The sequence below is a fragment of the Pandoraea sp. PE-S2T-3 genome (assembly GCF_002179965.1).
GTDB lineage: Bacteria > Pseudomonadota > Gammaproteobacteria > Burkholderiales > Burkholderiaceae > Pandoraea.
In genome coordinates, this window is sequence record NZ_NGUQ01000016.1 from 51,996 (window position 1) to 63,954 (window position 11,959).

Here is an 11,959-nt window from a genome sequence, read left to right on the forward strand (position 1 = left end):
GGAAATGTTCATCAAGCCCGCACCCGGCATCATGCTTCGCGATCCTGAAACACGACAGTTCGTCCCCGAAACCGGGCAGGAGGTTGGAGATTTCGACCTCTACTGGATACGCCGCATCAATGATGGCGACGCTATCAAGGTTTCCGGCCCTCAGCCCGAGACGCCACCGGCCAAGGCCGTGAAAAGCGCCTGACCACATCAACGATTTGAACAACTACCCCGCTTCGGCGGGGTTTTTGTTTTGGAGAGCGCCAAGTGACAGTTCCCTTTAAAACCATTCCGCAGAATCTGCGGGTTCCTCTGTTTCATGCCGAGCTCGATAACAGCAAAGCAAACAGCGGTGCGTCGACGCAACGTGCGTTGATCATCGGGCAGATTACATCTGCCGGGACAGGGACGCCGGGCGTTCCGCAGATTTCCCAAGGTGCTACCGAGGCCAAGTCGGTTGGTGGCGCGGGTTCGATGCTCGCGCTCATGACGGCGGCATATCGTCAGGCGGACCCTTTCGGCGAGGTTTGGTATTTACCTCTGGCCGATGACGCGACCGGCGTAGCGGCCACTGGCACCATTGCGGTGACCTCACCTCCGACGGCAACCGGCGTCGTGTACCTCTATATCGCCGGCATCAATGGTGTGCCGCCGGTGACCGCGACGGTTACGGCGATGCAGACCAGTGCCCAGGTCGCCACCGCCATTGCGGCCGCGATCAATGCCCAGACGGATCTGCCGGTGGCTGCGAGTGTTTCGACCTCGACGGTGACCGTGACAGCCAAGAACAAGGGGCTGGCAGGCAACGATATTGATATTCGCCTCAATTACCGTGGTGCCGCGAGCGGTGAGTCTTTGCCGCCGAGTTTGGCGATCACGATTACTCCCATGACTGGGGGCGCAGTCAATCCTGCTCTCACCACTGCGTTCGCGAATCTGCTCGATCAGGAGTTCGATTTCATCGCGTTCCCGTACACGGATGCGAACTCGCTGGACGCCATGAAGGCATTCCTGAGTTCGACCACCGGTCGCTGGAGTTGGAGCAAGCAGATCTACGGGCACGCTTTCGCCGGCTACCGCGGAACTCTTGGCGCACTTACGACGTTCGGCAACAGCCGAAACGATGAGCACGTGTCCATCATGGGGTTCAACGATTCACCGACTCCGGCATGGATTCTGGCGGCTGATCTCGCGGGCACGGTTGCGACCTCCGTTCGTGCTGACGCTGCTCGACCTGTGCAGACGTTGGCGCTGTCGAGCTTCCTGGCGCCGCCCTTGGCTTCGCGCTTTGCTCTGAGCGATCGGAACACGTTGCTGTGGGACGGGATCTCTACGTTCACAGTCGCCAGCGACGGTACTGTCGCCATCGAAAACCTGATCACGACCTACCAACTGAATAGCTTCGGTCAACCGGACGACAGCTATCTTGAAGTGGAAACACTGTTCACGCTGGCATATGTCCTGCGGTCACTTCGGTCTGTCGTTACCAGCACGTATTCGCGCATGAAGCTGGCCGCAGACGGTACTCGGTTCGCCCCGGGCTCGTCCATTGTGACTCCCGCGATCATCAAGGCTGGCCTGATCGCGCAATACCAGCAACTCGAATACGACGGCTACGTACAGCAAAGCGATGTATTCGCCCAAGGGCTCATCGTGCAGCAGAACAGTACCAATCCGAACCGGGTCGATGTGATTTACCCGGCCGTATTGATCGCGCAACTGCGCGTTTTCGCACTGCTCATGCAGTTCCGCTTGAGCTAACCCTAGTGAAGCCCAGCGCTTACGCGGCGCATTTCTTATTTTTGGAGATTCCTCATGGCAGGTAATCCGAATCGCCTGGCCGGAACCGCCAGCATCACCGTCAGTGGGACGAATTACCTGCTTGTGGGGGATTTCGAATACAACCCGTCCAAAGTGACGCGAGAAACGCTTTCTGGAATGGATGGCGTACATGGTTTCAGTGAGAAGCCGCGTCCTGGGTCGATTTCCGGCACCCTGCGCGACGCGGGGAGCCTTACCGTTGCCGACCTCAACTCGATGGATAACGAGACGGTTGTCGTGCAGCTCGCCAACGGCAAGACCATCATCGGCCGAAATATGTGGACGGTCGAGGATCAGACCGTCAAGTCCACCGACGCCACTCTCGAAGTGAAGTGGGAAGGCCCACAAGTCTCCGAAACCACGAGTTAATCATGAGCCAACCTGACGAAAAGACCCTCAAGCTTCGCAAGCCTGTGAAGCTCGGCAGCGGTGAGAGCGAAGTCCTTTACGACAAACTCGACCTGCGCGAGCCGACCGCTGGCGAACTCGATAAAGCCACGACAACCGGAGGTTCGAACATCGGCATCGGGATCATGCTGATCCACCTTGTTTCTGGCCTGCCCAAGTCGGCCGTCGAAAAGCTCAGTCAGCGTGATTTCACGGAGGCGAACGAGTATCTCGCGGGTTTTACCGACGATGGCCCGACGGAGTCGGTGACGTAATCGCTGACGTCACACACTTCTTCAGTTGGGGCCCTCTTGAGGCAGAGCGCCTCTCGCTTTCAAAACTGGCTTGGTGGAGAGACCAGGCCAAACGCATTCGACAATCAATGGAGGAGGTCTGATGGCAGGTAATGCGTATCAGATCACCATCACGGCCGCTGACAGGGCGTCGGCGGTGGCGAAGAAGATTGAAGCGTCGATGCAGCGTATTACGCGACCTATCGATCGCGTGACAGCGTCCTCGAAGAAGATGAACGACGCTGCCGCAACGCTTCGCAAGCCGTTCGCTGACGTGGGGCGATCCCTCAAAGCGTTGGGCGATGAAACAGGGGTGACGAAGGTTGCGCGCGGTATCCGTCGCATCGGTTATGCCGCCGCTGACGCTGGCAGGAGCCTCTTGGGAATAGTGGCTCCGCTTGCGGGCATCGCGGGGCTCGGCTCAATCGCAGGTATTGCCCTGATGACGAACGAGTGGGGCAAGATGGGCGCGGAGGTTCTGCGTACGTCTGCCGCAATTGGAGTGTCCACGTCGGATCTACAGGGGTACCGAGGCGCGGCCAAACTTGCTGGCCTCTCCGCCGACGAAATGACCGGCTCGCTCAAGACGCTCGGCAAGACCATCGAAGATGCGACCTACGGTCGAAATCAGGATGCGTTCGTGATGATGCAGAAGTTCGGCATTAGCTTGCATCGTACGAAGGATGGCGCCGTAGATGCCACTCGCGCGCTGAAAGACGTCGCGAATGCAATCGTGAAGCAGAAGGGGAACGTCCAGACGCAATCGCTAATTGCTGATGTATTCGGCGTTGGTTCGCTGCTACCTATGCTGCAAAAAGGTGAATCTGGAATTGATGCGTTCGTGCAAAAGGCGAAAAGCATGGGGCTCGTGCTCAGTGACGAGCAGTTGAAGCGAGCAGCCGCTTACAACGAGCAGATGATCAAGCTGGAGGCCTCCGGTACGCGGCTGAAGTATTCGTTCGGTGAGGCAATGGCGCCAGCGCTTGAGCGAGTCATTACGGTGGTGCAACGGCTCGTCGACCAATACGGCGAGATCGTGGCGACGAACGTGGCCGAATACGTCGAGCGGTTCGCGAAGTGGCTTGAGCAAGTAGATTGGGATGCGATTGCGGCGAAGGTAACGAACTTTATCGATGCGATTGGCGGGGTAAAGGGAGTTGCGGTGGCACTGGCGGCTATCACCTTTGCCGCACCGATCGCTGGCATCGTCTCGATCGTCGCCAATCTGACTTCACTCACCGCTGTGGCCATCCCCGGGGCGGTTGCCGCATTGGGCACGCTTGGAGCGGCCGGTCTGGCGGCGTGGGGCGCACTGAAGGTCGCAAAGGCGGCGGGATTGCCCGACACGAATTCCGCAAAGGGAGCGAGCGACGTGGCCGCCGGAAACTGGTGGGCCGCATCGGCCAGCCTGCCGGCCATGAGCTTCCTGGGTGCCGGTTGGGACCGTCTGACAGGGAAATCTAACGCAGATATCGCGTCAGGTCTTCGCCTTCAGTCAGGTGCAGGCAAATCGAGCGCCGAATCGGACGCACTATTCTCGAAGCTTGAAACACAGTACGGCTTGCCGAAGGGGCTGCTCGACAGCGTATGGGCTCAGGAATCGGGGCGCGGCACGAACATGCTGTCGTCCGCCGGCGCCAAGGGGCATTTCCAGTTCATGGATGCGACGGCAAAGCAATACGGGCTCGACGATCCAAATGACCTGTCGAAGTCCGCAACGGCGGCCGCGCAGATGTACCGAGATTTGCTCAAGCAGAACGGTGGCGACCTCAGTAAGGCTTTGGCTGGGTATAACTGGGGGCAGGGCAACGTACAACGCAAGGGCATGGAGAATGCCCCGAAAGAGACTCGCAACTATGTTGACCAGGTGCAGGCCCGAATGAGTGGCATGGGACTGTATAGCAACTCGCCGCGCATCGCTGCCGCAAACCTCCCGGGACAGTCGCCGTCGCCTGTTTCTGGAGATGGCGGGCGCGTCCACGTAGATGTGGTGATTCATCAGGACGGGCGGGCGCCTACCGCGAAGGTCCGTTCGCAGGGGAACGTGACGGGGACCGCAAGTGTGGGCAATCGAGCAATCGGAGAGATGGCGTGAGTGTGGCTGACGTAGTGAATGTTGCGGGTAGCATCGGCGGCGTGGCGTCTGCCGCCAAGGGAATTGCCTCGTCAGCGCAGAGCTTGATGAGTCTATTCGGCAGCGGCGACTATGCGAGCAAGTTGCGCAAGGCTAGCTATAACGACGTCCCGTTCGCCGTCGTATCGGAAAGTGGCGTGTTCGGGCGGAACGTGGTCGTGCACTCCTACCCGAAGAAAGAGACGCGTCCCTGGATCGAGGACAACGGCCTGAAGACGAACGTCCTGCAGATCACCGGCTTTCTCGTTGAGAACAGCCTGATCTACGGTGGCGGGGACGTCACGACGCAGAAGATCAATCTGCTGAACGTGATTCGCGGCGGTTCCGTCAACAATACGAAACCGCCTGGTATCGGGAAGCTTGTTCACCCCACATGGGGCGAGATCAAGGCAAATTGCACTGAAGCTGAGTTCGGGACGTCGTGGGTTCGTGGTCGCGTCGTCGAGTTGCGCCTGACGTTCATTCTCGGTGGCGATAGGTTATATCCGAGTGCCCAGTCTGCGACTAAGGACGCGGTAAGCACTGCGGCTTCTGGTTTGACGGCATCATCGTTGCTCAGCTTCGTCAGCCGCACTCTCGACGCAATCAAGGCGGGCGTCGCTGTCATTCGTACTGCCGTCGGTGTTGCCGTCGGGTTCTATCAGTCTGTGAACGGCCTGGTGCATAGCGTCCGCCGATTCTTTAATTCGATTTCCACGCTGTCAGGAAACTTCGGACGAATCTTCGGTGGTAGCAATTCTGGTTATGCCGGCGCGAACGGGAAAGCACCTGCTACTGCTACGGTAGCGAGCCTCCTTGCTCAGGACACGCAGAATGTTGCCAATGTTGTTGCCGCCGGGGCGGCGCTTTCCGCCGCGGCCGTGAGCGCTGGCACGAATCCGGCGGCATTTAGCGGGGCGTCGCAGTTACTTATGACCGCGACCGCAAACACTGCCGCATCGCCCGCCGACGCAATCAGGTTGTTGACGCCGTTGGCGCAGTACGCGCCGCCGTCGGTGTCGCCGAGCTCGCCCGTCGCGGCAGCCCAAGCAGTTATGAGCGGTGCGACGGGGGATTTGCTTCGCCGATCTGCGATTGCACAGCTTGCGATGAGCTCGACGGCATTTCAGCCGGCCTCAGCCGACGATGCCGTTGGTGTCCGGGATACCATCGTCGGGTTTATCGACGCCGAGATTCAGGTCGCGGCGGACCAAGGCGAAGACGACGTTTATGTGGCGCTGCGCACATTGAGGCAAGCCGTAGTGACTGACTTCGACGGTCGCGGACAGGGACTGGCCGCAGTAACGACATTCCAGTTCAATGGATCGATTCCCGCATTGGCGCTTGCCAATCGCATATACAGGGACATTGGCCGGGAAGATGAGCTGGTGAGGCAGGCGAATCCGGTGCACCCGGCGTTCATGCAGCCGAATTTCAAGGCTCTAGCTGAATAGGCGCCGCTAAGCGGCAAGCGCGCGCGCGATCCTCACGAGTCGGTTTGAATCAACCTCCACCAACCCGGTGACGGTTGCGCAGGATGGGCGAATTGCAGAGGTGTTACCAGATTTCGAATGCAATCACAAGCACGGAGTGTGCATGACGTGCCACCTTGTCCGTGCATACGCCGTGCTTGTGATTGCAGAAGCGCTCCTCGAAACTGAATTCATGCGGCGCTCATGAAATTCCGACAATGGTCAGCTGAGAATTTTGCGGATTCCAACTATTGTTGGACGACAGGAGGGCGGCGGCGCTTTACCTTAAACCGAACGCCGTTTGGTCACACGAAAACAGGTTTGGAGGTAGGGCATTCGGGTCTCGAGTGCCTGGGGAGCCGTGTCAGACTTGGTGTATGGAAGGCAGCGTTACGCGAGGCTCTTTCACGGTGGGAGAGCCGCCGCGGTGGGTTCTTGGGGTTAGGAGGCGGATTTGAGCATTGCTCGAATCGTTGCAAGAAGCGTTTCGAGTTCGCCTCGATTGCTGGGCTTAAGCAACCGCTCGGCCCAAACCTGTACCCCATGGTCGATTTCAGCACCCGGAGGAAGCTCTCGTTTGGGTAGTGGGGCTTCGTCGGCGACATCGTCAGCGTCCAGGGATAGGGCCAGGCGGTTAACGATCTCTCCGTTGAGCGATCTGTTTGAAAGTTTTCTCGCCTGCTCCAACCGCTCTTTCAACTCGGCGGGCATGCGAATGTTCACTTGAGGATCAGTTCGCGCCATAACGTTCCAGAAAATATGCTTGCAATTGTGCTACCACGGTACTACCATCAATCCGTGCTAGCAAAATGTTAGCACGGTATAGGGCTTTATGCCCTAAGGAGGACAAATGAAAGGTGCAAGGGAAATGCCTAGTGTCTTGGTAAAAATGCCTAAGGCACTCAAGGAAAGTATCCGGGACGCCGCATCGCGACGTTACTGCAGCATGAATTCGGAGATTGTTCGGCGTCTTGCCGAGAGTCTCGAAAAAGAAAAAGCCCCGACTGTTGATCTTGGCGGATTCAGTCAGGGCTTGGTGACGCAGTGAACCCCTTTCAAAGGAACACAGATCATGCTCAAGAATAGCACTGAGGCAGTGAAACGACAAATTTCGGTGCCGTTTTACGGCGCGAACCTGTTGCTCCTCGAACACGATGGGCAGCCTTACACCCCAATGAAACCGCTTGTTGCGGCAATTGGGGTGAGTTGGCAGGGGCAGCACGAGAAAATGTCAGCAAATCGCGAACGGTGGGGTATCAAGGAAATCTTGATGCCTTCCGCGGGCGGCAAGCAGTCGGCCATCTGCATTCCTGTCCGCAAGTTGTTCGGGTGGTTGATGACGATGGAGCCGAACAAGATCAAGAATCTTGGCGTACGTGAACGCGTCATCCAATACCAGAACGAGTGCGACGATGTGCTTTGGAAGTACTGGACCGAAGGCGTAGCCATCAACGAGCGCATGGCGTTTGCGGTCAATTCGGATGATGTGCTGACTGGCGAGCAACAAGAGGTGTTGCGCCTTATGGTCAAAACCCACGTCGAGCGTTTGCCGAAACTCAAGCAAGGCGCTGCCGCCACGAAGGTCTGGTCGAAGCTGAAAGCCCACTTCAAGGTGGCGTACCGCCAGATCCCACAATCGGAATTCACGGAGGCTGTGAGCATCGTTACTCGGACGGCTGCCGAGTGGGAGGTCCTTGAAGCTGAGCCGAAGCAAGAAACGGATCTGATCGCGGTGATTGAGCAGATGGATGCGCTTGATGCACTTCGACGAATCCTGTCTGGTGATCGTTGGTTGCTTAGTTTCGATGATGATCGTTGGCGGCTTAAGCTCATCAGCCGAGACGCGTACATCCTCACGGAAAAACAGATTGTGGGGCTCATCGGGGAGCCTGGAATAATTTCCGAACGCCTGCTTCCGAGCATCATTGCGGTGGCTGCCGAGCGGCTGACTCATCTTAGCCCGTTCCGAATCGAGAGTCGGGCTGCTGCCTGATGCGGTTTCTCAGATATCAACCGCCAGCTTTCAGTTGAGCGGCTGGTAGATCTGCCGCATTTCCCCGTTCACGCATTTGATAGTGACCTTGCCTTGCTTCAGATAGAGCTTTCCATCTGGAGCGGCAAGGAGCTTGCTCGTCACGAAGGTGTGTGGGTAATCGCATTTAGCTTCCACAAGGGCGCCTTTGTCGTCGAGGACAGGCGCGGCATCGCGTCGCAACACATTCAAATACCTAGGGGCGCCGGCTTCGTTCTCTCCGGCCAGTTCTCGACCATAGATCAGCAGGTCGGTTTTTGTTATGTCGTTCGGCCAGTCATACGCGGCCGTTCGATTCAGTGCCTCGAACGCAAAGCCCGATTTAACTTTCCGGCAAGCTGTCGGCAGCGCCTTCTCTAGCGATTGGGTCGCGGCGTGCAAATCCGCCGCTGTTGCGCAAACGACCGCTTCGTCCGCGATGACCTTGAACACTGGCATCGCGTGTGCGCCGAAGGGGATCGCAAGGGAAAGCAAAGCGGCGACTGATGATCTAAACATTCACCTTCTCCGAAAAATGACTGACGACAATATTACGCTCAAGCTTAACGACTCCTTGCTTTCCGGGTGGACGCGACTGCGTGTAACGCGTGGAATTGAGCGCTTTTCCGGGGATTTTGAGCTTGAGATGACCGAGTTGTACCCGGGGCAAGCGCAGGACGTGATCGCGACTCCCGGCGATCGCTGCGTGCTGGCGTTTGGTGGTGACCACGTAATCACTGGCTATGTGGATCGTGTGGTACCGAGTATCTCGGCGGAATCGCACGACATCCGCGTAACCGGCCGCGGGAAGTGTCAGGACCTTCTAGATTGCGCCGCGGTTTGGCCGAACGGGCAGATGAGCAATGTCAATGCGTATTCGATGGCCAAGCAACTTGCCGCCGTCTACGACATCGACGTGATCTGTGACGTGGAAGGTCTGTTGATGATCCCGCAGATCAACATTATCCCTGGCGAGTCCACGTACGAGGTCGTTGAGCGTACGTCGCGCTACAGTGCCCTGCTGGTCTACGAAGACCGAAACGGCAACATGGTGCTGGCGCGTGCCAGCACCGAGGTGATGGCGAGCGGAGTGCAAGAGGGCATCAACATCGAGGCCGCAACTGCCGAGCGATCGATGGATCAGCGCTTCTCGCACGTGACGGCATTGCTAACCGGCACGAACAACATGCAGGATCTGACGTCGATCACTGCCCCTCATTTCACGGCTACCGATCCTAACGTTCCTCGCCGGCGTGAGCGAGTCATCTTTGCTGAAGCTGGAGAGCTTGGATGGGAGGTTGGTAAGCAGCGGGCGCTGTGGGAGGTGGCTTGGCGTCGAGGTCGCGCTGAGGTCATCCATGTCACAGTCGATAATTGGCGTGATGTGGCGGGAAACCTGTGGGAGCCGAATAAGCTTATCGATGTGTTGATTCCGAGCTTGAAGGTGTCGGGTGACCAAGCTGGAACCGTGCCGCAACGCATGATGATTGCCGAGGTGACCTATAGTCTTGACGAATCCGGTACCCATGCGCAGTTGACTTTGATGCCTCCCGAGGCATTTGAGCCCAAGCCGATCTTGCTCTACCCGCAATATGGTGATCTTGTCGGAACGGTGCCCCTACGATGACACGTGAACTTGATGTTGGGCCGGTACAGCGGGTGGTGCGCCGCGCATTGACCGCATTCGCACGTGCGTTGATTTCTGCCGTGAATGACTCCGGCGGAGTCCAGACTGTCCAGATCATGCTCAGTTCAACTGAGGTGCGCGACGGATCGCCGCGAATTGCCGAATTCGGCTTCTCCTCGAATCCACCGGTCGGTAGCGATGGCGTGGTTGCGTTTCTCGGAGGGGATCGTACTAAGGGTGTTGTCATCGGGACGTGCCATCAACCGTCCCGACCGACGGGGCTCAGTCCTGGCGAAACGATCTTGCACAGCCAAGATGGAAAGTCCGTCTATCTGACGGCGGCCGGCGGCATCGTTGTCGAGGCGAAGGGGCAGTCAGTTGTGGTCAACGATGCATCTGACGTGACTTGGAACTGCACTGGCAAGTTCAAAGTGGTTGCGCCTGGAGGCGTCGAATTCGACGCGCCGATGGTGAAGGCGACCGGCGACATGCAAGACAACTTTGCGAGCAATCCGCACACGATGGCGGATATGCGCGAAATATCCAATTCCCATACCCACCCGATCAAGGGTGTACAGGGTGGTGGGTCGACTGTCACAAGTGACCCGCCAAATCAGCATCAGTAGGCATTGCTCTGCTCGATCAACAAGCCTCCCTTCCGGAGGCTTTTTCGTTTTGGCTCGAATGGATACATCAACAGTTTGGGATTCGACTACGAATCGAGGTGACTGGGTTCTCGATGGCGCTGCGCTTGACACGGAAAACGATGTAGCCACGGCCCTCCTGATCAGTCTTTTCACCGATCGAATGGCCGATTTGGACGACGTCATTCCCGACGGCACAACGGATCCTCGCGGTTGGTGGGGAGATGACGTGACTGTCGGCCCTATCGGATCTCGGATGTGGCTCATCTTCAGAGAGAAGCAAACCAAGGAGACATTGCAGCGCGCCTATGACTACATCGTCGAAGCCATTCAATGGATGGTCGATGACAAGGTCGTTGCTCGGTTCGATATTAACGTCTCGTGGATCAAACGAGGCCAACTCGGTGCTCAGGTCACTGCCTACAAGCAGGATGGCGCAATCGTGCCGAACACGTTCACCTGGGCTTGGCAAGGAAACGACTGATGCCCTATCAACGACCAACACTCACGGATCTTGAGCAGCAGGTTGCTGCTGATGTTGCATCTAACTTGCCCGGGGCTGACCCGCTGCTCCGCTTCGCGAACCTCAAGATCACGGGGCGCGCACAGGCCGGCTTGGCGCATCTGCACTACGGATATATCGATTACATCGCGAAGCAAGCGGTGCCGTTCACTTCCACGGGCGAGTATTTGGCCGCTTGGGGCGCGTTACGGAACACCTATCAGAAGGCACCGACGAATGCGACAGGTACGGTGTCTTTTCAGGCAACCCCAGGGGCTGTAATCCTTTCGGGAAGTGCTTGCGCGCGCGGCGACGGCTTTCTCTATACAACGCAGGGAGACACGGCAGCTCAGGCCAACGGTGTCGCCACCGCTTCGTTGCTCGCGAATGAAGCCGGCGCGCTCGGTAATTGTGATGCGGGAACCGTGATTACCCTCGGCACCGCAATACCAGGCGTCCAAGCGGGGGGTGTTGCGGCGGCAGCCTTCACTGGGGGCGCTGATGCGGAGATCGAAGACGACTATAGCGAACGCGTGATGAGCGCGTACCAGGCCACACCACAGGGTGGAGCAGCCGGGGACTACGTCACGTGGGCTTTGGGCGTTCCCGGGGTAACCCGTGCATGGGTAACGCGAAACGGATTCGGCGCTGGAACGGTGGTCGTGTACGTGATGCTCGACGACGCGCAAGCTGGGCACGGAGGATTCCCGCAAGGGGCGAATGGCGTTGCCGCCGGCGACTCATCGCGAGGAGTGGTCGCAGTGGGGGACCAACTGACCGTTGCCAGTGCAATTTATCCACTGCAACCCGTCACGGCTTTGGTGTACGTGTGCTCGCCAATTGCGAATGCTATCCCATTCACGATTACGGGACTCTCCGCGGCTGATTCGACAACGAAAGCGGCAATTTCAGCGGCGATCATAGGAGTGTTTAGGGCCAACGGAGCGCCGGGTCAGACGATCGATCTGTCGGATATCAATTCCGCGATCGGAGCGATTCCCGGTACGAGTGGCTTCGTTATCACCAGCCCAGTGGGGAACATTACCAACTCGACCGGCCAACTGCCGACACTCGGCCTGGTCACTTATCCGTAAGGTCCTT

General features: G+C 58.0%; 14 protein-coding genes. 12 read left to right on the top strand and 2 right to left on the bottom strand.

The window, feature by feature from the left end:
• The first annotated feature begins 4 nt into the window (after window positions 1–4).
• From CDV46_RS15200 to CDV46_RS15225, 6 genes are all read left to right on the top strand, one after another.
• On the top strand, window positions 5–193 hold the full coding sequence (locus CDV46_RS15200) for a DUF2635 domain-containing protein (protein ID WP_087723401.1): 189 nt from the start codon (window positions 5–7) through the stop codon (window positions 191–193).
• 62 nt (window positions 194–255) lie between these two features.
• Window positions 256–1,749 carry a phage tail sheath subtilisin-like domain-containing protein gene (locus CDV46_RS15205; RefSeq protein WP_087723404.1) on the top strand — a complete coding sequence of 498 codons (1,494 nt, stop codon included), beginning with the start codon at window positions 256–258 and terminating at the stop codon, window positions 1,747–1,749.
• A gap of 54 nt (window positions 1,750–1,803) precedes the next feature.
• On the top strand, window positions 1,804–2,178 hold the full coding sequence (locus CDV46_RS15210) for a phage tail tube protein (RefSeq protein ID WP_087723406.1): 375 nt from the start codon (window positions 1,804–1,806) through the stop codon (window positions 2,176–2,178).
• A 2-nt stretch (window positions 2,179–2,180) separates the two neighbouring features.
• Window positions 2,181–2,471 carry a phage tail assembly protein gene (locus CDV46_RS15215; protein ID WP_087723408.1) on the top strand — a complete coding sequence of 97 codons (291 nt, stop codon included), beginning with the start codon at window positions 2,181–2,183 and terminating at the stop codon, window positions 2,469–2,471.
• Window positions 2,472–2,592: 121 nt separating this feature from the next.
• Window positions 2,593–4,584, top strand: a complete 1,992-nt coding sequence (locus tag CDV46_RS26850) for a transglycosylase SLT domain-containing protein (protein WP_140413380.1) — start codon at window positions 2,593–2,595, stop codon at window positions 4,582–4,584.
• Window positions 4,581–6,056 carry a DNA circularization protein gene (locus tag CDV46_RS15225; RefSeq protein WP_254916068.1) on the top strand — a complete coding sequence of 492 codons (1,476 nt, stop codon included), beginning with the start codon at window positions 4,581–4,583 and terminating at the stop codon, window positions 6,054–6,056. Before CDV46_RS26850 ends, CDV46_RS15225 begins: the two co-directional genes overlap by 4 nt.
• A 459-nt stretch (window positions 6,057–6,515) precedes the next feature.
• Here CDV46_RS15225 and CDV46_RS15230 read toward each other — a convergent pair whose 3' ends face one another.
• Window positions 6,516–6,818 (bottom strand): Arc family DNA-binding protein, encoded by a 303-nt coding sequence (locus CDV46_RS15230; protein WP_087723410.1) that lies wholly within the window; start codon window positions 6,816–6,818, stop codon window positions 6,516–6,518.
• Window positions 6,819–6,942: 124 nt separating this feature from the next.
• Between CDV46_RS15230 and CDV46_RS27635 the strand changes: the two genes are divergently transcribed.
• Both CDV46_RS27635 and CDV46_RS15240 read left to right on the top strand, forming a co-directional pair.
• Window positions 6,943–7,122: an Arc family DNA-binding protein gene (locus CDV46_RS27635; RefSeq protein WP_369597112.1), complete on the top strand. Its 180-nt coding sequence runs from the start codon at window positions 6,943–6,945 to the stop codon at window positions 7,120–7,122.
• A 24-nt stretch (window positions 7,123–7,146) separates the two neighbouring features.
• The gene (locus CDV46_RS15240) at window positions 7,147–8,067 is read left to right on the top strand and encodes a phage antirepressor N-terminal domain-containing protein (protein ID WP_087723415.1); all 921 of its coding nucleotides are present in this window, start codon (window positions 7,147–7,149) and stop codon (window positions 8,065–8,067) included.
• Between the two features lie 30 nt (window positions 8,068–8,097).
• Here CDV46_RS15240 and CDV46_RS15245 read toward each other — a convergent pair whose 3' ends face one another.
• On the bottom strand, window positions 8,098–8,538 hold the full coding sequence (locus CDV46_RS15245) for a hypothetical protein (RefSeq protein WP_140413381.1): 441 nt from the start codon (window positions 8,536–8,538) through the stop codon (window positions 8,098–8,100).
• Here CDV46_RS15245 and CDV46_RS15250 point away from each other — a divergent pair.
• Genes CDV46_RS15250 through CDV46_RS15265 form a run of 4 tightly spaced genes read left to right on the top strand, consistent with a single transcriptional unit; the run spans window position 8,531 to window position 11,952 of the window.
• Window positions 8,531–9,712: a phage baseplate assembly protein gene (locus CDV46_RS15250; protein WP_254916069.1), complete on the top strand. Its 1,182-nt coding sequence runs from the start codon at window positions 8,531–8,533 to the stop codon at window positions 9,710–9,712. The two genes, CDV46_RS15245 and CDV46_RS15250, sit on opposite strands and share 8 nt — an antisense overlap.
• Window positions 9,709–10,338, top strand: a complete 630-nt coding sequence (locus tag CDV46_RS15255; protein ID WP_087723422.1) for a phage baseplate assembly protein V — start codon at window positions 9,709–9,711, stop codon at window positions 10,336–10,338. Before CDV46_RS15250 ends, CDV46_RS15255 begins: the two co-directional genes overlap by 4 nt.
• Before the next feature lie 58 nt (window positions 10,339–10,396).
• Complete coding sequence (locus CDV46_RS15260; protein ID WP_087723424.1) at window positions 10,397–10,840, top strand: phage GP46 family protein; 444 nt, start codon at window positions 10,397–10,399, stop codon at window positions 10,838–10,840.
• The gene (locus CDV46_RS15265; protein ID WP_087723426.1) at window positions 10,840–11,952 is read left to right on the top strand and encodes a baseplate J/gp47 family protein; all 1,113 of its coding nucleotides are present in this window, start codon (window positions 10,840–10,842) and stop codon (window positions 11,950–11,952) included. The genes CDV46_RS15260 and CDV46_RS15265 overlap by 1 nt, the downstream gene beginning before the upstream one ends.
• Window positions 11,953–11,959 lie beyond the last annotated feature (7 nt).

Excerpts from the sequence above, each read along its gene's own strand:
- CDV46_RS15215 (WP_087723408.1), top strand. The coding sequence starts at position 2,181 with ATGAGCCAACCTGACGAAAAGACCCTCAAGCTTCGCAAGCCTGTGAAG.
- CDV46_RS15230 (WP_087723410.1), bottom strand. The coding sequence starts at position 6,818 with ATGGCGCGAACTGATCCTCAAGTGAACATTCGCATGCCCGCCGAGTTG.
- CDV46_RS15260 (WP_087723424.1), top strand. The coding sequence starts at position 10,397 with ATGGATACATCAACAGTTTGGGATTCGACTACGAATCGAGGTGACTGG.
- CDV46_RS15240 (WP_087723415.1), top strand. The coding sequence starts at position 7,147 with ATGCTCAAGAATAGCACTGAGGCAGTGAAACGACAAATTTCGGTGCCG.
- CDV46_RS15200 (WP_087723401.1), top strand. The coding sequence starts at position 5 with ATGTTCATCAAGCCCGCACCCGGCATCATGCTTCGCGATCCTGAAACA.
- CDV46_RS26850 (WP_140413380.1), top strand. The coding sequence starts at position 2,593 with ATGGCAGGTAATGCGTATCAGATCACCATCACGGCCGCTGACAGGGCG.
- CDV46_RS15265 (WP_087723426.1), top strand. The coding sequence starts at position 10,840 with ATGCCCTATCAACGACCAACACTCACGGATCTTGAGCAGCAGGTTGCT.
- CDV46_RS15210 (WP_087723406.1), top strand. The coding sequence starts at position 1,804 with ATGGCAGGTAATCCGAATCGCCTGGCCGGAACCGCCAGCATCACCGTC.
- CDV46_RS15255 (WP_087723422.1), top strand. The coding sequence starts at position 9,709 with ATGACACGTGAACTTGATGTTGGGCCGGTACAGCGGGTGGTGCGCCGC.
- CDV46_RS27635 (WP_369597112.1), top strand. The coding sequence starts at position 6,943 with ATGCCTAGTGTCTTGGTAAAAATGCCTAAGGCACTCAAGGAAAGTATC.